This is a genomic window from Pseudomonas sp. App30 (genome assembly GCF_047947025.1).
Classification (GTDB): domain Bacteria; phylum Pseudomonadota; class Gammaproteobacteria; order Pseudomonadales; family Pseudomonadaceae; genus Aquipseudomonas.
In genome coordinates this window covers 3,229,167-3,250,010 of record NZ_CP133165.1, presented here as the reverse complement: position 1 = coordinate 3,250,010, position 20,844 = coordinate 3,229,167, and the positions used below count along the sequence as shown (strand labels likewise).

Below are 20,844 nucleotides of genomic sequence, written 5' to 3'. Positions count from 1 at the left end.
ATCCCTTGCTTGTGTGGGGGAGTGCCTAGCTTAGGTGGGTGCGGTGATTTGTCGCAAGGGTTTGTCTGGCAACGTGGGAGCTGGCTTGCCAGCAAGCTTCTGAGGCCTCAAAAGCTCGCTGGCAAGCCAGCTCCCACAAGGGTTACAGGCTGACGGCGCGCAGTGGTGCCTTGCGCACTGGTGCATCACCGGCCACGTAGTAATCCGCCGTGCTGCGCGGAAGCGGCTGGCGGCCACGAATCTTGTCGGCGATTTTCTCGGCCATCATGATCGTCGGCGCGTTGAGGTTGCCGGTGGTGATGATCGGCATGATCGAGGCGTCCACCACGCGCAGGCTTTGCAGGCCATGCACGCGGCCCTGGCCATCGACCACGGCCATTTCGTCGGTGCCCATCTTGCACGAGCAGGACGGGTGGAACGCAGTCTCGGCGTGCTCGCGGACGAACTTGTCCAGCTGCTCGTCGGTCTGCACCTCGATGCCCGGGCTGATCTCGCGGCCACGGAACTCGTCCAGGGCGGGCTGCTGCATGATCTCGCGGGTCAGGCGGATGCCGTCGCGGAATTCCTGCCAGTCCTGCTCGGTGGCCATGTAGTTGAACAGGATGCTCGGGTATTCGCGCGGGTTCTTCGACTTCAGCTGCACGCGGCCACGGCTCGGCGAGCGCATGGAGCCCACGTGGGCCTGGAAGCCGTGCTCTTTCACACCGTTGCTGCCGTTGTAGTTAATCGCCACCGGCAGGAAGTGGTACTGGATGTTCGGCCATTCGAATTCCGGGCGCGAACGAATGAAGCCGCCGGCCTCGAACTGGTTGCTGGCGCCGATGCCGGTGCCGTTGAACATCCACTCGGCGCCGATGGCCGGCTGGTTCCACCACAGCAGCGACGGGTACAGCGACACCGGCTTGGTGCAGGCGTACTGCAGGTACATTTCCAGGTGGTCCTGCAGGTTCTGGCCGACGCCAGGCAGGTCGTGCACCACCGGGATGTCCAGGCTCTTGAGCAGGTCTTTCGGGCCCACGCCGGAACGCTGGAGGATCTGCGGCGAGGCGATGGCGCCGCTGCACAGCAGCACTTCCTTGCGGGCACGGGCTTCTACCGGAGTGTTGCTCTCACCCACCAGGTAGGCCACGCCCACGGCGCGCTTGCCGTCGAACAGGATGCGGTCGGTCAGCGCGTGGGTGACGATGGTCAGGGTGTCGCGCTGCTTGGCGGTGTCCAGGTAGCCACGGGCGGTGCTGGCGCGACGGCCCTTGGGCGTCACGGTGCGGTCCATGGGGCCGAAGCCTTCCTGCTGGTAACCGTTGAGGTCGTCGGTGCGCGGGTAGCCGGCCTGCACGCCGGCCTCGACCATGGCGTGGAACAGCGGGTTGTTGCCGGCCTTGGGCGTGGTGACGCTGACCGGGCCTTCGCCGCCGTGGTAGTCGTTGGGGCCGATGTCACGGGTTTCGGCCTTGCGGAAGTACGGCAGGCAGTCCAGGTAGGTCCAGTCTTCCAGGCCCGGCAGCTTGGCCCAGCCGTCGTAGTCCATGGCGTTGCCGCGGATGTAGCACATGCCGTTGATCAGCGACGAGCCACCCAGGCCCTTGCCGCGGCCGCATTCCATGCGGCGGTTGTTCATGTGCGGCTCGGGGTCGGTCTCGTAGGCCCAGTTGTAGCGGCGGCCCTGCAGCGGGAAGGCCAGGGCGGCAGGCATCTGGGTGCGGAAGTCGGCACGGTAGTCAGGGCCGCCGGCTTCCAGCAGCAGGACAGTGACGCCTTTGTCTTCGGTCAGGCGGGTGGCCAGGGTGTTACCGGCCGAGCCGGCACCGATGATGATGTAATCGAATTCTTTGGACATGAAATAGCATCCTCAGGTGGATGTGGGGACTGTAGGAGCTGACCTTGGTCGCGATGGCATCGCTGCGGTTCGACTTGGTCGCGCGGCGTCTGCATCGCGACCAAGGTCGGCTCCTACGGGGTGGCGGGGCGGCTTTAGAAGACCGAGGCGTACTCGCCCAGCTCGACCTGGATCGATTTGATCCGGGTGTACTGGTTCAGCGAGCTGATGCCGTTCTCGCGGCCCACGCCCGACTGCTTGTAGCCGCCCACTGGCATCTTGGCGTCGGATTCGCCCCAGGCGTTGATCCAGCAGATACCGGCTTCCAGCTGATGGATCACGCGGTGCGCGCGGGTCAGGTTCTGGGTGACGATACCGGCGGCCAGGCCGAAGTCGGTGTCGTTGGCACGGCGGATCACTTCTTCCTCGCTGTCGTAACCGAGGATGGCCATCACCGGCCCGAAGATCTCTTCACGGACGATGGTCATGTCGTCGCGGCAGTCGGTGAACACGGTCGGGGCCACGTAGGCGCCCTGGGCGAACTCGCCGTCGGTCAGGCGCTGGCCGCCGCACAGCACGCGGGCGCCTTCTTCCTTGCCCTTGGCGATGTAGCCCAGCACGCTTTCCATGTGGGCGAAGCTCACCAGCGGGCCGAAGTTGGTGTTTTCGTTCTCCGGGTTGCCAATACGGATGCGCTGCACGCGCTCGACGATCTTGGCTTCGAAGGCCGCCTTCAGGGCGTTGGGCACGAACACGCGGGTGCCGTTGGTGCACACCTGGCCCGAGCTGTAGAAGTTGGCCATCATGGCGATGTCGGCGGCGCGGTCCAGGTCGGCGTCGTCGAAGATGATCAACGGGCTCTTGCCACCCAGTTCCATGGTCACTTCCTTCAGCGAGCTGCTGGAGGCGCTGGCCATGACCTTCTTGCCGGTGTCGGTGCCGCCGGTGAAGGAGATTTTCTCGATGCGCGGGTGCTCGGTCAGCCAGCTGCCCACTTCGCGGCCGCTGCCGGTCAGCACGTTGAACACGCCTGCTGGCAGGCCGGCCTCGGTGTAGATCTCGGCCAGTTTCAGGGTGGTCAGCGAGGTGACTTCGCTAGGCTTGAAGATCATCGCGTTGCCGGCGGCCAGGGCCGGGGCCGATTTCCACAGGGCGATCTGGATCGGGTAGTTCCAGGCGCCGATGCCCACGGTCACGCCCAGCGGCTCGCGGCGGGTGTAGACGAACGAGGTGTCGCGCAGCGGGATCTGCTCGCCTTCGATGGCCGGCACCAGGCCTGCGTAGTATTCCAGCACGTCGGCACCGGTGACGATGTCCACGTAGCGGGTTTCCGAGTAGGCCTTGCCGGTGTCCAGGGTTTCCAGGGCGGCCAGCTCGTCGTTGCGCTCGCGCAGGATGTCCACGGCGCGGCGCAGGATGCGCGAACGCTCCATGGCGGTCATGGCGGCCCAGACTTTCTGGCCCTTTTCGGCGCTGACCACGGCGCGCTCCACGTCGGCCTCGGTCGCCCGTTGCACTTGGGCAAGGACTTCGCCGTTGGCCGGGTTGATGGCGTCGAAGGTGGCGTCGCTGGAAGCGTCCACGTAACCGCCGTCAATGTAGAGTTTTTGCAGTTCGAAACGGGCCATAGTGTCCTCGCAAGTGCTTGTCTGGGAGCTGGGCAGATGCGAGCGGCTTGCCGCTAGTTCATCTGCTTCGCCAGTTGCTGATCCATGTATTCGTAGGCGATCTGCACCGCCTGGTCAGTGTCAAAGGCGTCGCCCGAGAGCGCGCCGCGCAACCACAGCCCGTCGATCAGCGCCGCCAGCCCGCGGGCGGCGGTGCGTGCCTGTTCCTGCGGCAAGACGCGGCGGAACTGGCAGCACAGGTTGGAATACAGGCGGTGGTCGTTGATCCGCTGCAACCGGTGCAAAGACGGCTGGTGCATGCTGGCGGCCCAGAAGGCCAGCCAGGTTTTCATCGCCGGGCCGTTGACCTGGCTGGCGTCGAAGTTGCCTTCGATGATCACCTGCAGGTGGGTGCGGGGGCTTTCGTCCCCCAGTGCCTGGCGCCGGGCCCGGACGTTTTCGATCAGGGCGTTCATCAGGTAGCGCATGGTCGCCGCGATCAGGCCGTTCTTGTCCTGAAAGTAGTGACTGATGATTCCGTTCGACACCCCTGCCAAGCGGGCGATCAGCGCAATGCTGGCATCTGCCATCCCGACCTGGTCGACCGCAAGCAAAGTGGCTTCGATCAACTGCTGGCGGCGTATGGGCTGCATACCGACCTTGGGCATTGAAAACTTCTCCTTTGGCCTCGCGACGGACAGCAAGCCGCCCGTCTCGGCGAAGACCAGTCTATTTTGTTTTGATTGAACGTTCAATCAACAAAGAATAAGCTCTGCGACAATTTGTGCCATTGACATGCTTTGCGGGCGTCCTGGTGGCACAAATGGCACTCCGAAAAAAATCGAGGTGCTTTATATCACTCCTTGGCGTGTGGGCATTGGTCCATTCGCCAAAGGAATGAGTCCTTGTGTGTCCTTCTCTCGCACTGCCTGGAGCATCTGTGCCATGAGTTCTGCCTCCTTGATCAAGAACCCCACCGAAAGGGTTCGGCTCAACCCCGTCGTGTTCTACGCATCGACGATTCTGATATTGCTGCTGACCGCGGTGCTGATCGCCGCACCCCAGCAGGCTGGGCATTTGCTGGGCGTGGCCCAGGACTGGCTGTCGAAAAGTTTCGGCTGGTACTACATGCTGGTGATCGGCGCCTACCTGGTGTTCGTGGTGGCGCTGGCGTTCACCTCGTTCGGCAAACTCAAGCTGGGGACCAAGGACGACACCCCCGATTTCAGCTACGGCGCGTGGGCCGGCATGCTGTTCTCCTCGGGCATCGGTATTTCGCTGCTGTACTTCGGCGCTTCCGAGCCGCTGGACCACTTCTTCAACCCGCCCGAGGGCGTTTCGGCCAGCCATGAAGCCGCTCGTCAGTCCATTCAGCTGACGTTCCTGCACTGGGGCCTGCACGGCTGGGCGATCTATGCGCTGGTGGGCCTGGCGGTGGCGTATTTCGCCTACCGGCACAACCAGCCGCTGGCGCTGCGCTCGGCGCTGTACCCACTGGTGGGCCAGCGCTGGGTCAAGGGCCTGGCGGGTGACGCGGTGGACGGTTTCGGCATGTTCGTGACCCTGCTGGGCCTGGTGACCAACCTGGGCATTGGCGCCATGCAGGTGTCGTCGGGGCTGGAGCACCTGTTCGGCATGCAGCACAGCAACACCAACCTGCTGATCGTGATCCTGGTGATGAGCACGGTGGCCACCATCGCCGCGGTGTCGGGCGTGGAGAACGGCATTCGCCGGCTGTCCAACCTCAACATCGTGCTGTTCAGCGGCCTGCTGATTTTCGTGCTGCTGGCCGGCAACACGCTGCACCTGCTCAACGGCTTCATCCAGAACATCGGCGACTACCTGAACGGCGTGGTGCTGAAGACCTTCGACCTGTACGTGTACACCGGCGACACCGCCAAGTCCGAGCGCTGGCTGGGCCTGTGGACCCTGTTCTACTGGGCGTGGTGGATTTCCTGGGCGCCATTCGTGGGCATGTTCATCGCGCGTATTTCCCGTGGCCGCACGGTGCGTGAACTGGTGTTTGGCGTGCTGCTGATTCCGTTGGGTTTCACCCTGGCGTGGCTGTCGGTGTTCGGCAATACCGCACTGGACCTGGTGATGAACCAGAATGCAGTGGAGTTGGGCAAGACGGCGCTGGAACAGCCTTCGATGGCCATGTACCAGCTGCTGGACCACTACCCGGCGTCGAAGGTCGTCATCGGCGTGGCTATTTTCGTCGGCTTCGTGCTGTTCCTCACCCCGGCCGACTCCGGCGCGGTGATGATGGCCAACCTGTCGTGCAAAGGCGGCGACGTGGATGAAGATGCCCCTCACTGGTTGCGTATCCTCTGGTCGGCGATCATCACGCTAGTGACCATCGGCCTGCTGTTCGCAGGCAACTTCGAAGCCATGCAGACCATGGTGGTGCTGGCAGGCCTGCCGTTCTCGGTGGTGCTTGTGCTGTTCATGTTCGGCCTGGTGAAGGCCATGAAGCAGGACGCGAAAGAAGAAGAGGACCGCCTGGAACAGATGCAGGCGGAGTTGCTGGCGTTGGGTGGGCGGGAGTTTATTCGCCGTTGAGTTCGCGATAAATCCTTGCTTGGCTTGTGGTTGTGGGAGCTGGCTTGCCAGCGAGCTTTTGAGGCCCTAAAAGCTCGCTGGCAAGCCAGCTCCCACAGTCGTGCTTACCCCAGATTCTTACCCAGCAGCGCGTGGTACAGCTCGCTGTCACCCAGGATACCCACCACCCGGTTGTTGTCGTGCAACACCAGCTTGTTGCCGGTGTGGTAGCGAATCTGCAGCGCGTCGCGCATGCCGATGTCGGCGCCCACCAGCGTCGGCTGGCGCCCCAGGCCGTCCACGGCCTGCCCCGGCACCCAGTTCTGCAGGTCCAGCACGCCGGCGCCCTGGCGCGCACCCTTGATGGTGTTGCCTTCGGCCAGGTCCAGCCAAGAGTCGCCACCCGGGTCCAGGCACACCGAGCCGTTGATGCGCTTGCAGTTGTCCAGCGTGCGCATCAGGCTGCGGCCGCACAGCACGTTCAGCGGGTTGGTGTGGGCAACGAAGGTACGCACGTAGTCGTCGGCAGGGTTGAGTACGATCTCTTCGGGCTTGCTGTACTGGATGATCTTGCCGTCTTTCATGATGGCGATGCGGCTACCCAGCTTCAGCGCCTCGTCCAGGTCGTGGCTGACGAAGACGATGGTCTTGCTGAGCTTGTTCTGCAGGGCCAGCAGTTCGTCCTGCAGGCCTTGGCGAATCAGCGGGTCGAGGGCCGAGAAGGGCTCGTCCATCAGCAGGATGTCGGCGTCCATGGCCAGGGCGCGGGCCAGGCCCACCCGCTGCTGCATGCCGCCGGACAGCTCGTCGGGCTTCTTGTTGCGCCATTGGGTCAGGCCCACCAGTTCCAGCTTCTCGTCCACCAGCTGGCGGCGTTCCTTCTCCGGACGGCCCTGCATTTCCAGGCCGAAGCTGATGTTCTCGCGCACCGTCAGCCAGGGCATCAGGGCGAACTTCTGGAACACCATGGCGATGCGCTTGGTGCGCATCAGCTTGAGTTCGGCCGGGGTGCAGTTGGCGATGTCGATCTGCGCACCTTCGTGCTCGATGAACAGGTTGCCGCGGCTTACCGTGTTGAGGCCGTTGATGCAGCGCAGCAGGCTGGACTTGCCCGAGCCCGACAGGCCCATCAGCACGCAGATCTCGCCCTTGTTGATGTCCAGGCTGGCCTTTTCCACGCCTACCACCTGGCCGGTCTTCTTCAGGATCTGGTCCCGCGACAGGCCTTGGTCCAGCAGGCTGAGGGCCTCCCGCGGTTTATTGGAGAAGACCACGTCTACCTTGTCGAAGCGGATTATGCTCATGCGTCACCCCCTACCTTTGGCTCGGGTTGCTTGCAGATACGGTCGAGCATGATCGCCAGCAGCACGATGGCCAGGCCAGCTTCGAAGCCCAGGGCGATATCGGCGGTGTTCAGTGCGTTGACCACGGGTTTGCCCAGGCCGTCGGCGCCCACCAGGGCGGCGATGACCACCATCGACAGCGACAGCATGATGCATTGGGTAATGCCGGCGGCGATGCTGGGCATGGCGTGCGGCAGTTCGATGCGCGACAGCAGCTGGCTGCGCGAGCACCCGAAGGCCTTGCCGGCGTCCAGCAGCTCGTGGGGCACGTCGCGGATGCCCAGGTACGTCAGGCGGATGGGCGCGGCAATGGCGAACACCACCGTGGAAATCAGCCCCGGCACCACGCCCAGGCCGAACAGAGTGAGGGTTGGGATCAGGTACACGAAGGTCGGTACGGTCTGCATCAGGTCGAGCACGGGGCGCATCATGGTGTAGAACATTGGCTTGTGCGCCGCGACGATACCCAGCGGCACGCCCACGGCCACGCACACCAGGGTGGCGAACAGCACCTGGGCCAGGGTTTCCATGGTTTCCTGCCAGTAGCCAAGGTTCAGGATCAGCAGGAACGACAGCACCACGAAGGCGGTCAGCCCCCATTTTCGCTGGATGAAGTGCGCCAGCGCGGCTATCAGGAAGATCAGGGCGAATGGGTTGAACCAGGTCAGGCAGAACGTCAGGCCGTGGATCATCGCTTCGAGGGAGGAGGAGATGGCGTCGAAGGTGCTGGCGCCGTGTCGCGTCAGCCAGTCGACGAAGCTGGCGATGTATTGGCCCAGCGGGATTTTATGATCTGTCAGCATGGTAGTGAACGTCCGCATGCAAGTTGAAAGAACGACTTGCGGCGGGCGCACCCGCCGCAAGGTCTGCGGTTACTGCGTCAGCTTGGCTTTTGCGGCTTCCAGGCCTGGTTTGCCATCCACGGTGGTCACGCCCGCCAGCCAGGTGTCGAGCACCTGGGGGTTTTTCTTCAGCCACGCCTTGGCGGCGGCGTCAGGCTTCATCTTGTCGTCGAGGATATTGCCCATCAGCGAGCTTTCCATCGGCAGGGTGAAGGCCAGGTTCTTCAACAGCTGGCCGACGTTGCTGCATTCCTGGGTGTAGCCCTTGCGCACGTTGGTATAGATGGTGGCCTGGCCGAAGTTGGGGCCGAAGTAGTCGTCACCGCCGGTCAGGTACTTGATCTTGAAGCGGGTGTTCATCGGGTGCGGTTCCCAGCCCAGGAACACCACGTCGGTGCCGCGGCGGTTGGCGCGGTCCACCTGGCTGAGCATGCCGGCCTCGCTCGACTCCACTACCTTGAAGCCGGCGTCCTTCAGGCCGAAGGCGTTCTTGTCGATCATGCTCTGGATCAGGCGGTTGCCGTCGTTGCCCGGTTCGATGCCGTAGATCTTGCCGTCCAGTTCCTTCTTGAATTTGACGATGTCGCTGAAGTCATGAAGGCCCTTGTCGTAGAGCGCCTGGGGCACGGCCAGGGTGTACTTGGCGTTTTCCAGGTTGGCGCGCACGGTCTCCACGGTGCCGGCATCACGGTACGGCTTGATGTCGTTCTCCATGGTCGGCATCCAGTTGCCGAGGAATACGTCCATGTTCTTGCCGTCGGCCAGGGACTTGTAGGTCACGGGCACGGAAATCATGGTGGTGTTGGTCTTGTAGCCCAGCGACTGCAGCACGGCGCTGGTGACGGCGGTGGTGACGGTGATGTCGGTCCAGCCGACGTCGGAGAAATTGACGGTGTCGCATTGGGCCGGTTCTGCGGCGTGGGCCAGCATCGGCAGACTCAACATGGCGGCCAACAACAACGATGGTGAACCTTTCATGGGGTTGCGCTCCTGGATGTTTTTTCTCGGGCGGCCTGCTCAGGCTGACCCGCTTTCTGGTCGCGGTTGGGTGGCGGGCGGTGCGCCGCTGGGACAGCGCTAACCGGGTGCCTTGCAATCGAGTCGAGATTGATCATGGACCAGTGAAAATCCCGCGCCTACAGGGGGGGTCGTAACCAGTACATAGGGAGTCGCTTCCAGTGCCGGTGACGTCGCTTACAGATTTTCCGCACCCTGCAAGCGTGATTCTGGACCAGCGGCATGGCTGAAAACGCCTTCCTGGGGGCGCAGGCGTTGCTGGGCATGAGCGGGTCGGTTGCAGACGTCGCGCCCTGCGCCGCAAAGCCGATGATGAAGGCAATCCGGCGCACGCGGCTCAAGCGTAGCAGTTGCGCCAGCGGCCGCCCGTGGCGGCCCGGTCTGCCCAAATCAGGAGGTGCGCGGCAATGGCAATCAGTGTGTTTGACCTGTTCAAGATCGGCATCGGGCCGTCCAGCTCCCACACGGTGGGGCCCATGCGCGCCGCCGCGCTGTTCGTGCAGGGCTTGCGCGAACGCGGCGAGCTGCAACAGGTGCAACGGGTGGAAGTGCGCCTGTACGGCTCGCTGTCGGCCACCGGCGTCGGCCATGGCAGCGACAACGCCGTGATCATGGGCCTGATGGGCGAATGGCCGGACGCGGTGGACCCCACCACCATCAGCCTGCACATCGCCACCCTGCGCGAAACCGACACCCTGCAACTGGGCAACGAGCGGCCGATTCCCTTCGTGTGGCAGCGCGACATGCTGCTGCTCGACGAGAACCTGCCCTACCACCCCAACGCCATGACCCTGATCGCCGAAGGCGCCTTGGGAGAGCTGCACCGCGACACCTACTATTCAGTGGGCGGCGGCTTCGTGGTGGACTCGGCCCAGGCTGCGAGCGGCGTGCTCGACGCCGACAACACCGTGCTGCCCTACGACTTCGACACGGCGGTGGAACTGCTGGAGTTGTGCGAGCAAAACGACCTGCGTGTGTCGCAATTGATGATGGCCAACGAGAAGACCTGGCGCAGCGAGGAGGAGATCCGCGCGGGCCTGATGAAGCTCTGGCGGGCCATGCAGGACTGCGTGGAACACGGCCTCAAGCACGAAGGCATCCTGCCCGGCGGCCTCAACGTGCGCCGCCGCGCCGCGCGCCTGCACCGCAGCCTGCAAGAGCTGAACAAGCCCAACGTCATCGGCTCCACGCTCAGTGCGATGGAATGGGTCAACCTGTTTGCCCTGGCCGTGAACGAGGAAAACGCCGCCGGCGGGCGCATGGTGACGGCGCCGACCAACGGCGCGGCCGGCATCATCCCGGCGGTGCTGCACTACTACATGAAGTTCAGCGACGAGGTCAGCGAGGCCAACGTCGTCGATTACCTGCTGGCGGCAGCCGCCATCGGTATCCTGTGCAAGAAAAACGCCTCTATTTCCGGCGCCGAGGTGGGCTGCCAGGGCGAGGTGGGCTCGGCCTGCGCCATGGCGGCGGCAGGCCTGGCGGAGATCCTCGGCGCCACCCCGGCGCAGCTGGAAAACGCCGCCGAGATCGGCCTGGAACACAACCTGGGCCTGACCTGTGACCCGGTGGGTGGCCTGGTGCAGGTGCCGTGCATCGAGCGCAACGCCATCGCTGCGGTGAAGGCCATCAATGCCGCGCAAATGGCCCTGCGCGGCGACGGCCAGCACTTCATCTCCCTGGACCGGGTGATCCGCACCATGCGCGACACCGGCGCCGACATGCACGACAAGTACAAGGAGACTTCGCGCGGCGGCCTGGCGGTCAGCGCCATCGAATGCTGAGCCTGCGCCGTTTTCGTTCACGGCGCGGCGGCCTCGCAACCTTTTGGCGCGTTTAGCGCCTACCGTTCACTGCGCCGGCGTACTTCCCCTGGAGGGCGCCGGCCCGTGCTTGGGGTGACACTCGTTTCCCCCTTCCACCCGTCGCTTCACACAAGTGCTACCGAAGTGCTCACAGCCCTTGAGGGCTGCAGTGGATGGCACCTTGCCAGCTGCGACGTCTGGCCGCAGAGCGACGTCGTTTTCAGGATTTATTGAATAGCCATTCAACTTTAGGCATGGCATTTGCGTTGTCATCGCAAAGCCCTCCAGCAAGCAGGGCCATAACAAGAGCCTCCGCCTGAGGCCATCACCCGCTTTGAGTGAGGAGATACCGCGATGACGTCGTTCAACTCCGGGGCCCAACCCCAGACCCGTACGCCTCAATCCATCGGCTTTCTGCTGCTGGATAATTTCACGCTGATTTCCCTGGCCTCTGCAGTAGAACCCCTACGCATGGCCAACCAGTTGTCCGGCCGCGAGCTGTATCGCTGGACCACCCTGAGCGTGGACGGCGGCCAGGTCTGGGCCAGCGACGGCCTGCAGATCACCCCGGATGCGGCAATGCACAAGGCTCCGGCCATGGATACCGTGATTGTCTGTGGCGGCATCGGCATTCAACGCACCGTGACCCGCGAGCACGTGACCTGGCTGCAGAGCCAGGCGCGCCAGTCCAAGCGCCTGGGCGCGGTGTGCACCGGCAGCTGGGCCCTGGCCTGCGCCGGCCTGCTCGACGGCTTCGATTGCAGCGTGCACTGGGAGTGCCTGGCGTCGATGCAGGAAGCCTTCCCGCGGGTGGCCATGAGCACCCGCCTGTTCACCCTCGACCGCAACCGCTTCACCAGCTCCGGTGGCACCGCGCCGCTGGACATGATGCTGCACCTGATCAGCCGCGACCACGGCCGCGAGCTGTCGGCAGCCATCTCGGAAATGTTCGTCTACGAGCGCATCCGCAACGAGCAGGATCACCAGCGCGTGCCGCTCAAGCACATGCTGGGCACCAACCAGCCGAAGCTGCAGGAAATCGTCGCGCTGATGGAAGCCAACCTGGAAGAGCCGATCGACCTGGATGAGCTGGCGGTGTATGTGTCGGTGTCGCGCCGGCAGCTGGAGCGGCTGTTCCAGAAGTACCTGCACTGCTCGCCGTCGCGCTATTACCTCAAGCTGCGGTTGATTCGCGCGCGGCAGCTGCTCAAGCAGACGCCGATGTCGATCATCGAGGTGGCGTCGGTGTGCGGTTTCGTGTCTACGCCGCACTTCTCCAAGTGCTACCGCGAATACTTCGGCATTCCGCCGCGCGACGAGCGCGTGGGCTCCAACACCGCCCAGCAGGTGGCGATGATGCCGATTCCGCAGGCCATGGTGCTGGCGCCGTTGTCGGGGCCGATGTCGGCGTTGAGCCAGGCGCGCAACGAATCGACGTTTGCCAGCGTGCGGATTTAGGGCCTCGGACGCGGCCTTTGGCCGCTGCTACGGACCTGTAGCAGCGGCCGAAGGCCGCGTCACGATCACCCGGTAAACCCAAACACCCGCTTCGGCGTGCTCCACAGAATCTGCTCGCGCACCTTCTCATCCGGGAACAGTTGCTCCACCAGCAGCAACAGGCTGCCGATGTCCATGCGTTCGTTGGCACGCAGGAACGGCCAGTCCGACCCCCACATGCAGCGCTCGGCGCCGAACGCCTCCAGCAGCGCCAGCTGGTAGGGGTGGCCGTCGGCCCACGGGTAGGCCTGGCGGGAAAACTTCGACAGCCCCGACAGTTTCACGAAGGTACGGTCCTTGTCTGCCAGCGACAGCAGCGCCTGGAACGCCGGCTGGCCAAGCCCCGCCGTCACGTCCGGGCGGCCGCTGTGGTCGATCAGCAGGGGCGTGCGGTTGCGCGTCAGCAGCGGCATCAGCGCGGGCAACTGCTCGTCCATCACCTGCACCTGGGCGAACAGCTCCAGCTCGGCCAGGCGCCCCATCAGCCCATCTACGTCCAGGAACGGCGCGGTGCCGAGCATGGCCACGTTGAAGGCGATGCCCACCACGCCCTGGGCCTTGAGCGTCGCCAGTTCGTCGCTGCCGATGGTCAGCGGCACCACGGCAATACCCTTTGAGCGCCCGGGGTTTGCCGCCAGCGCCGCCAGCAGGCAGCGGTTGTCGGTGTTGTAGCCCGAAGTAGGGCCGACGATCAGCGAGTGGCGAATGTTGTAGGCCTGCATCACCGCGCCGTACTGCAGCGCGGTACCCAGCTCGTGCCCCTCGGGGCGGTACTGGGTGTCGGCGACGTAGGGGAACTGCACCGGGTCGAAGATGTGGTGGTGGCAGTCGATCTTGGGTTGGGTCAGTACACTCATGAATCACTCATTGGCTAGGCGCCTCGACCACGCGTGGCGCAGCGCGGTCGGTCGCGGGTTCGGCTACGGCATTGCGGTGGTTGACGATGGCCAGCGCGGCGAACAGGGCCGGGATCGACAACACGATGAAGATACTGGTGGTGCCCGGGAACGCGCCCAGCAGCAGGCCGCCCATGGACGAGCTGATGATAGCGCCGCTGCGGCCGATGCCGTGCATCCAGCTGACACCGGTGGCACGCATTTCGGTGGGGTAGAAGGTCGGTGAGAACGCCTGCAGGCCGGTCTGCGCGCCGTTCACGCACATGCCGCTGACGAACACCAGCATGCCCAGCACCGTAGGGCCGAAGCCGAAGATGCCCTCGGCCAGCAGGCAGCACATGCCCAGCAGATAGAACAGGCCGATGACCTTCTTGCGCGACTTGAAGTGGTCCATCAGGCTGCCCACCAGCAGGCCACCCAGGGTGCCGCCCAGCTGGAACAGGCCGGCGGTGATGGCGGCTTTCTCCAGGCTCAGGCCACCGGCGCGCATGATGGTCGGCAGCCAGCCGTTGAGCAGGTAGATCACGAACAGGCCCATGAAATAGGTCAGCCACAGCATCAGCGTGCCATGGGCGTAGCCGTTGGAGAACAGCTTGAACACCTGGGCCTTCTTGTCCAGGGCCGGTGTCTTGAGGGTAAAGCGCGTGCCCTCGGCAAACGCGCCGCCCATGCGCCGCAGGATGTCGCCGATGCTGCCCTGGGCGTGGTTGCGCACCACCATGTACAAGGTCGATTCGGGCAGCAGCCACACCAGCAACGGCAGCACGATGAGTGGGCAGATACCGCCCAGCAGCAGCACCGACTTCCAGCCGCCCACCGGCAGCAGCCCCGCGGCGACGAAACCGCCAGCGCCGGACCCGATGTTGAAGCCGCAGTACATCAGCGTGATCAGCAGGCCACGACGGCGCTCGGGCATGTATTCCGACACCAGGGTCACGCAGTTGGGCATCACCGCGCCCAGGCCCAGGCCGGTGAGGAAGCGCAGCAGGGCCATTTCATAGGGGTTGCGGGCGAAGGTGCACATCACGCTGAACAACGCGAAGCAGAAGATCGACATCAGCAGCACGCGCTTGCGGCCCAGGCGGTCGGAGTAGGGGCCGGCCACCAGCGCGCCCAGGGCCACGCCGAACATCGCCGCGCCCAGTATCAGGCCCATTTGCGCTGGCGCCAGGCCCCAGTCCTGCACCAGGGCGGGGGCGATGAAGCCCATCACCGCGGCGTCGTAGCCGTCGAACAGAATGATCAGCGAGCACAGTGCGAGCACCAGCCACTGGTAGGGGGAAATGGCGCGTGAGTCGATCCACGCCTTGACGTCTACAGCAGGGCGGTTGTTCATCGGCATACTCTCTTTCTTGTCATGGCGCCGGGGCGCTGTAGGAAAGAAGTTACGACTGGATCAACGGGCCGTCTGCCGCGAAACGGTTATGCGGGTATGTGTTTTGTTTATGTTGGGGTAGCAGGGAGGTGTCTGGCCCGCGGTTTGCGGGCCAGCAGGCAGGGGCTCAGGCGCGCGATTGCTGGAAGTGGGCGAGGGCGGGCAGCAGTTGCTTGTCGATGGCCTGGCGCACGGCCGGCAGGATGGTGGCGCTGCCGGTCAGCAGTTGCTCGACCATTTTGCGCAGGGCCTTGGCGCGCGCCTCGCTGAGGCCGCGCACCGCACATTCGCAGGCCTGCTCGGCGCTGGCGCCGGCGGGCATCTCGAAGCCCAGGGCCTTGAGTTGGCCGAGCAGGTCATCCTGGTCAATCAGATCCACGTGCATCATGAGGCGAGTCCTTTGGTGAGGGGCTTTTGGCCGATTCTGTAAGCGCCGGCACGGCGCGGCAAGGGGCGATCGTCGCCATGGCCGCGGTGGGCATGAGCGTGTCGTTTTCGGCTAAATCCCGGGGGGCGGGGCAGGGCACACTGGCGTCGGCTTCCAGCGTGCGGGTCTGGTCACCTTCGACGCGCTGTTCGCAGTACACTGCGCCCCGATCCGGATACGGCTGGATCGGGGCTTTTTTTGTTGAAAACCAGGGGCCGTCAGATTTCAATCTTTTCGAAGTCTTCGCGGCGGCGCTCGCCCAACCTGGTTTCAATTTCGTCCCTGAAGTTGGCAAATACGGTGGGGTTCATCGTCGACAGTTGCGCGCTGCCATACAGGCGCAGATCGGATTTGTTCCACGAAACGAACAGCACTTTGCCTTTGTTGATCTTGGCTTCGTAGTAGTTACAGTTCAATAACGCCTTGACCAGGCCGGCCTTGGTCTCGCCACAGGGCATCATCTGGAAGCCACCATTGCGATCGGTGCTGGTGTGCCTGTCGAAGGCCTTCAACGGCTGATCCTTCTGTGCCAGCGCGTTGAGGGATTCCTTGAACGAGGCAAGCAGCGAAGCAACAATGCCGCCGCCACCGGCCGCGGCCCCGGCCATCAGCCGCACTGCCATCTGGTCGATGCTGACACTGGTGTTGTTGGTTTTCATCTCCTGGAACTGGTAGCTGCGCAGGTTCCAGCCGATGACACCCAGCACGTGGGTGTATTCTTCGTACCATTTCACGATCTGTGCTTTTTTATCGAACTTCTTCGAGGCTGCGCGTTGAGCGAAGTAGGTGCAGGTTTCGACATCAAACACGTTCTGTTGCGACATGTCCTCTTCAAAGGTCATCAGGCTCGAGCCGCTGGTGCTGGCATGCTTGTCGCCCTCTGCCGGAACATAATCACCTTCGTCATCGTAACGGGTGTTGAGGGTGCTGAAAGAGGGGACGGCAATTTCCGGTTCAGCCAGTTCAATGGCATCGAACGCGGCCAGGCGCGCACGGATGGAGAGTTCGCTGTAGTCGATCATGGACATGTTTCAAATTCCCTTTCAGTGGTAGGCGAGCTGCCCGGTACACGTTTGTGCCGGGCAGTGAGGTAATTATTGATTGCCTCGTAGAACCGCTGAAGAGGGAAAAAACGCTGCGCTGGGATCACACCCAACTGACACGATCAGCGCTGGGGCAAGTTGATGATGCGGCCAATAAATGCCGTTGCAGGAAGGGCTGCCTGGTGCGAACTGAAAGTTGCCAGCTTATCAAGCACAGTGGTGTCGAAGGCCGCGGCGCGTGGCCCAGCCAGGTCCACATGCAGCAGCATCTGTTCGGAGGCGGCCACGGGCTGATCCGAACCAGGCACGTGCAGGCTGTGGTAGAGGTGCACGCGTTTGTGATCACTCGCCACAATATGCGTGCATACCTGTACCTCTGCCCCAAGCTTTACCTCATGCAGATAGTTGAGGTGGCACTCCAGGGTAAACAACGAGCGCTGGTCACGGGCCGGATCAATGCCGACGGTGGCCATGAACGCATCAGTGGCATAGCTGAAAATCAGCAGGTAGAAGGCATCGCGCAGATGCCCGTTGTAGTCCACCCACTCCTCCAGCACCGGCGTGCGGTAGGTGATCATTCGGCGAACTCCATGCCGTGTTTCGCCTTGGTCGCGCGTACGGCCTCCAGCACCGCCAGCAGGCAATCGTCGCGGTAGCGTTCCAGGGCGGCGATGCTGTGGTTGCCCAGTTGTGTGGTGGTGCCGTCGACCACGTCATCGATCAGCTTGTTCGTCAGCTCCGGTGCCGGCAGGTAAGTCCAGGGCAGCTTCAGGGCCGGGCCGAACTGGTTCATGAAGTGGCGCATGCCGGCGTCGCCGCCTGCCAGGGTGTAGGTCAGGAACGTGCCCATGAACGACCAACGCAGGCCGGCGCCGAAGCGGATGGCGTCGTCGATCTCGCCGGTGGTGGCCACGCCATCGTTGACCAGGTGCAGGGCCTCGCGCCACAGCGCTTCGAGCAGGCGGTCGGCAATGAAGCCGGGGACTTCCTTGCGCACGTGCAGCGGGCGCATGCCCAGTGACTCATACACCTGCATGGCGGCTTGCACGGCTTCGGGCGCGGTCTGACGGCCGCCCACCACTTCCACCAGCGGCAGCAGGTACACCGGGTTGAACGGGTGGCCTACCACGCAGCGTTCGGGGTGGGTGGCGCCTTCGTAGAACTCGCTGGGCAACAGGCCCGAGGTGCTGGAGCCGATCAGGGCGTCAGGCTTGGCGGCAGCGCTGATTTTCGCGTGCAGCTCCAGTTTCAGCTCCAGGCGTTCGGGCGCGCTTTCCTGGATGAAGTCGGCGTTGCGCACGCAGGCTTCGATGGTGTCGACGAACTGCAGGCGCTCCTGCGAGGCGCCAGGCGCCAGGCCATTGTGCACCAGGGCCGGCCAGGCGTTGGCAACGCGCTGGCGCAGCGCGGCCTCGGCACCGGGGGCCGGGTCCCAGGCCACCACGTCCAGGCCGTGGGCCAGGGCGCGGGCCACCCAGCCGCTGCCGATGACGCCGCTGCCCAGCGCGGCGAAGGTCTTGATCTCGGTAATGAAGGTCATGGCGGTTCCTTAGGTGCGACGGGTGAGGTTCATCTTCGCGCGGCCCTCGGCCGGGGTGAGCACGCGGGCGCCCAGGCGGGTGAGGATCTCGGTGGCGCGTTCCACCAGTTGGCCGTTGCTGGCGAGCACGCCCTTTTCCAGCCACAGGTTGTCTTCCAGGCCCACGCGCACGTTGCCGCCCAACAGCACCGCCTGTGCGGCCATGGGCATCTGCATGCGACCGATGCCGAAGCCGGCCCACACGGCGTCCGCCGGTAGGTTGTCGACCATGGCTTTCATGGTGGTGGTGTCGGCCGGCGCGCCCCATGGAATGCCCAGGCACAGCTGGAACAGCGGGTCGTGCAGCAGGCCTTCCTTGATCATCTGCTTGGCGAACCACAGGTGGCCGGTGTCGAAGATTTCCAGCTCGGCTTTCACCCCCAGCTCGGTGATGCGCCTGGCGCCGGCGCGCAGCTGCGCCGGGGTGGACACGTAGATGCTGTCGCCGTCGCCGAAGTTGAGCGTGCCGCAGTCCAGGGTGCAGATCTCCGGCAGCAGTTCCTCCACGTGGGCCAGGCGGGCCAGCGGGCCGACCAGGTCGGTGTTGGGGCCGAACTCCATGGGCGACTCGCCTGGGCCGATCTCCAGGTCGCCGCCCATGCCGGCGGTGAGGTTGACGATGATGTCGACGTCGGCCTCGCGGATGCGCTCCATCACCTCGCGGTACAGGGCCACGTCGCGGCTGAACTTGCCGGTTTGCGGGTCGCGCACGTGGCAGTGGACCACGGTGGCGCCGGCTTTGGCGGCTTCCACGGCGGCAGCGGCGATCTGTTGCGGGGTGATGGGCACCAGGTGGCTCTTGCCGGTGGTGTCGCCGGCGCCGGTGAGGGCGCAGGTGATGATCACGTCGTGGTTCATGCTGTCTCCTTGAATTCTTGAATTACAGGCGCACCTGTCCTGTGGGAGCTGGCTTGCCAGCGAGCTGTTGGGGCCTCAAAAGCTCGCTGGCAAGCCAGCTCCCACTAAGTTGGGCTTAGGGATTGGTGGTGAGTTGCAGGTTCTGCTCGGCCGGCTTGCCGTCGAAAGTCGTCACGCCTGCCAGCCAGCGTTTCTGGTCTTCAGGGTGGGCCTTGAGCCAGGCCTTGGCGGACTCCAGGGCGTCCTTGTGGTCCAGCAGCGGCTGCATCATGCGGCTCTCGTCTTCGGCGCTGAAGGTCAGGTTGGTTAGCAGTTTGTCCACGTTGGGGCAGCGGCTGGCGTAGTCCGGCGCGGTCACGGTCCATACCGTGGCCATGCCTTCGTTGGGCCCCAGGGCGCCGTCGCTGCCGCTGAGGTAGGTCATCTTCAGGTTGACGTTCATGGGGTGCGGCGCCCAGCCGAAGAACACGATGGCTTCGTTGCGCTGGGTGGCGCGGGTCACTGCCGAGAGCATGCCGGCCTCGCTGGATTCCACCAGCTGGAAGCCACCCAGGCCGAACTGGTTCTTGGCGATCATGTCCTTGATCTGCTTGTTGGCGCCCGAGCCGGGCTCGATGCCGTAGATCTTGCCGCCCAGTTCCTTCTTGAACCTGGCGATATCAGCGAAGCTCTTCAGGCCTTTGTCGGCCAGGTAGGTGGGCACGGCCAGGGTGGCGCGGGCGTCCTTGAGGCTGGGTTCGGCCAGCACCTTGACCTGCTGCTGTTCCACGAAGGGCGTGATGGTCTGGGTCATCAGCGGGTTCCAGTAGCCCAGGAACAGGTCCAGGCGCTGGTCGCGGATGCCGGCGAAGATGATCTGCTGGGAGGCGCTGGTCTGCTTGGTCTGGTAGCCCAGGCCGTCGAGCAGCACTTGGGTCATGGCGCTGGTGGCCATCACGTCGGTCCAGTTGACCACGCCCAGGCGCACGTTCTTGCAGCTTTCGGGTTCGGCGGCCTGGGCGGCCGACAGCATCGCGGTACTGGTGAGCATCAGCAGACAGCAGCTGATCAGTCTTTTCATGATGGCTCCTCTCGCGGCAGTTTCTAGTTATTGGGGGGAGGGCGTCTGCGCACCCTGGACAACAAGGTAGCCTGCCCGGCGCCGGTAAATTCGCACTGCGGCGACCCGCACTTGCACTGCGGCGACCTGCGGCGTATTAACGAGGCTTCCCTGCACGAGAGCGGCCATGTCCCAGGACTACTACTTCCTCTTGCTACCCGGCTTCTCCGCCATCGGTTTTATCTCCGCGGTAGAGCCCTTGCGGGTGGCCAACCGCTTTCGCGGCGAGCTGTACCGCTGGCATGTGCTGAGCCTGGACGGTGGGCCGGTGCTGGCCAGCAACGGCATGTCGGTGAACGCCGACGCCGCGCTGGAGGCCCTGGGGCCCGGGGCGACGTTGCTGGTAGTGGCCGGCTTCGAACCGCTCAAGGCGGTCACCCCGGCCCTGCAGCAGTGGCTGCGGCGGTTGGACCATAACGGCGTGAGCCTGGGCGGCATCGACACCGGTGCCTTCGTGCTGGCCAGGGCCGGCCTGCTCGACGGCTACCGTGCCACCCTGCACTGGGAGGCACTGGATGCCTTCAAGGAAACCTTCCCGCAGCTGGAGGTGACCCAGGAACTGTTCGAGATCGACCGCCGGCGCATCACCTCGGCCGGCGGCACCGCCTCCATCGACCTGATGCTCGACCTGATCGCCCAGGCCCACGGCAGTGCCCTGGCCATCGAGGTGTCGGAGCAGTTCGTGGTCGGGCGTATTCGCCCGCGCAAGGACCACCAGCGCATGCAGATCGCCTCGCGCTATGGCGTCAGCAACAAGAAGCTGGTGCAGGTGATTGGCGAGATGGAACAGCACACCGAGCCGCCGCTCAGCACGCTGGCTTTGGCGGAAGGCATCAACGTCACCCGCCGGCAGCTGGAGCGGCTGTTCAAGTTGCACCTCAACGACACGCCCAGCGCCTTTTACCTGCGCCTGCGCCTGGAAAAAGCCCGGCAGCTGCTGCGCCAGACGGGCATGAGCGTGCTGGAGGTAAGCCTTGCCTGCGGCTTCGAGTCGGCATCGTATTTCACCCGTAGCTACCGCGCACGGTTCGGGCGGTGCCCGCGGGAGGAGCGGCGCAGGGAGGGGGTGGTGTGAGGTGAATTATGGTAAATTATACTC

18 protein-coding genes are annotated in these 20,844 nt (G+C 64.2%); 4 read left to right on the top strand and 14 right to left on the bottom strand.

Annotated elements, in window-relative coordinates; genetic code table 11:
* Nucleotides 1-142: 142 nt before the first annotated feature.
* From betA to betI, 3 genes are all read right to left on the bottom strand, one after another.
* A complete protein-coding gene (betA, locus tag RAM80_RS15120; protein ID WP_416427279.1) occupies nucleotides 143-1,837 on the bottom strand; it encodes a choline dehydrogenase in 1,695 nt (564 codons plus the stop codon).
* A gap of 134 nt (nucleotides 1,838-1,971) precedes the next feature.
* Nucleotides 1,972-3,444, bottom strand: coding sequence for a betaine-aldehyde dehydrogenase (gene betB / locus RAM80_RS15115; protein ID WP_416427278.1), 1,473 nt, complete (start codon nucleotides 3,442-3,444; stop codon nucleotides 1,972-1,974).
* Between the two features lie 53 nt (nucleotides 3,445-3,497).
* Nucleotides 3,498-4,091, bottom strand: coding sequence for a transcriptional regulator BetI (betI, locus tag RAM80_RS15110; protein ID WP_416427276.1), 594 nt, complete (start codon nucleotides 4,089-4,091; stop codon nucleotides 3,498-3,500).
* Nucleotides 4,092-4,425: 334 nt separating this feature from the next.
* On the opposite strand from betI, the gene RAM80_RS15105 reads away from it, so the two are divergent.
* Nucleotides 4,426-5,985 (top strand): BCCT family transporter, encoded by a 1,560-nt coding sequence (locus tag RAM80_RS15105; protein ID WP_416427485.1) that lies wholly within the window; start codon nucleotides 4,426-4,428, stop codon nucleotides 5,983-5,985.
* A gap of 104 nt (nucleotides 5,986-6,089) precedes the next feature.
* Here RAM80_RS15105 and choV read toward each other — a convergent pair whose 3' ends face one another.
* From choV to RAM80_RS15090, 3 genes are all read right to left on the bottom strand, one after another.
* On the bottom strand, nucleotides 6,090-7,268 hold the full coding sequence (choV, locus tag RAM80_RS15100) for a choline ABC transporter ATP-binding protein (protein ID WP_416427274.1): 1,179 nt from the start codon (nucleotides 7,266-7,268) through the stop codon (nucleotides 6,090-6,092).
* Complete coding sequence (gene choW, locus RAM80_RS15095; protein WP_416427273.1) at nucleotides 7,265-8,110, bottom strand: choline ABC transporter permease subunit; 846 nt, start codon at nucleotides 8,108-8,110, stop codon at nucleotides 7,265-7,267. Before choW ends, choV begins: the two co-directional genes overlap by 4 nt.
* A 69-nt stretch (nucleotides 8,111-8,179) precedes the next feature.
* The gene (locus RAM80_RS15090) at nucleotides 8,180-9,127 is read right to left on the bottom strand and encodes a choline ABC transporter substrate-binding protein (RefSeq protein WP_416427272.1); all 948 of its coding nucleotides are present in this window, start codon (nucleotides 9,125-9,127) and stop codon (nucleotides 8,180-8,182) included.
* Nucleotides 9,128-9,573: 446 nt separating this feature from the next.
* On the opposite strand from RAM80_RS15090, the gene RAM80_RS15085 reads away from it, so the two are divergent.
* Together RAM80_RS15085 and RAM80_RS15080 are read left to right on the top strand one after the other, a co-directional pair.
* A complete protein-coding gene (locus RAM80_RS15085; RefSeq protein ID WP_416427270.1) occupies nucleotides 9,574-10,950 on the top strand; it encodes an L-serine ammonia-lyase in 1,377 nt (458 codons plus the stop codon).
* Nucleotides 10,951-11,325: 375 nt separating this feature from the next.
* Nucleotides 11,326-12,429 (top strand): GlxA family transcriptional regulator, encoded by a 1,104-nt coding sequence (locus tag RAM80_RS15080; RefSeq protein ID WP_416427269.1) that lies wholly within the window; start codon nucleotides 11,326-11,328, stop codon nucleotides 12,427-12,429.
* Between the two features lie 65 nt (nucleotides 12,430-12,494).
* Here the strand turns inward: RAM80_RS15080 and RAM80_RS15075 are convergent, their stop codons facing one another.
* From RAM80_RS15075 to RAM80_RS15040, 8 genes are all read right to left on the bottom strand, one after another.
* A complete protein-coding gene (locus tag RAM80_RS15075) occupies nucleotides 12,495-13,325 on the bottom strand; it encodes an amidohydrolase family protein (RefSeq protein ID WP_416427268.1) in 831 nt (276 codons plus the stop codon).
* 7 nt (nucleotides 13,326-13,332) lie between these two features.
* Complete coding sequence (locus RAM80_RS15070) at nucleotides 13,333-14,700, bottom strand: MFS transporter (RefSeq protein ID WP_416427267.1); 1,368 nt, start codon at nucleotides 14,698-14,700, stop codon at nucleotides 13,333-13,335.
* A 166-nt stretch (nucleotides 14,701-14,866) separates the two neighbouring features.
* Nucleotides 14,867-15,127 (bottom strand): hypothetical protein, encoded by a 261-nt coding sequence (locus RAM80_RS15065; protein WP_416427266.1) that lies wholly within the window; start codon nucleotides 15,125-15,127, stop codon nucleotides 14,867-14,869.
* A 257-nt stretch (nucleotides 15,128-15,384) separates the two neighbouring features.
* On the bottom strand, nucleotides 15,385-16,194 hold the full coding sequence (locus tag RAM80_RS15060) for a hypothetical protein (RefSeq protein WP_416427265.1): 810 nt from the start codon (nucleotides 16,192-16,194) through the stop codon (nucleotides 15,385-15,387).
* 137 nt (nucleotides 16,195-16,331) lie between these two features.
* A complete protein-coding gene (locus RAM80_RS15055; protein WP_416427264.1) occupies nucleotides 16,332-16,787 on the bottom strand; it encodes a thioesterase family protein in 456 nt (151 codons plus the stop codon).
* Entirely contained in the window at nucleotides 16,784-17,749 is a 966-nt protein-coding gene (locus RAM80_RS15050) for an L-carnitine dehydrogenase (RefSeq protein ID WP_416427263.1), read from the bottom strand. Before RAM80_RS15050 ends, RAM80_RS15055 begins: the two co-directional genes overlap by 4 nt.
* A 9-nt stretch (nucleotides 17,750-17,758) precedes the next feature.
* The gene (locus tag RAM80_RS15045; RefSeq protein WP_416427262.1) at nucleotides 17,759-18,646 is read right to left on the bottom strand and encodes a 3-keto-5-aminohexanoate cleavage protein; all 888 of its coding nucleotides are present in this window, start codon (nucleotides 18,644-18,646) and stop codon (nucleotides 17,759-17,761) included.
* A 115-nt stretch (nucleotides 18,647-18,761) separates the two neighbouring features.
* Nucleotides 18,762-19,706, bottom strand: coding sequence for a choline ABC transporter substrate-binding protein (locus tag RAM80_RS15040; protein ID WP_416427261.1), 945 nt, complete (start codon nucleotides 19,704-19,706; stop codon nucleotides 18,762-18,764).
* Between the two features lie 166 nt (nucleotides 19,707-19,872).
* Between RAM80_RS15040 and RAM80_RS15035 the strand changes: the two genes are divergently transcribed.
* Complete coding sequence (locus RAM80_RS15035; RefSeq protein WP_416427260.1) at nucleotides 19,873-20,820, top strand: GlxA family transcriptional regulator; 948 nt, start codon at nucleotides 19,873-19,875, stop codon at nucleotides 20,818-20,820.
* The last annotated feature ends 24 nt before the right edge of the window (nucleotides 20,821-20,844 follow it).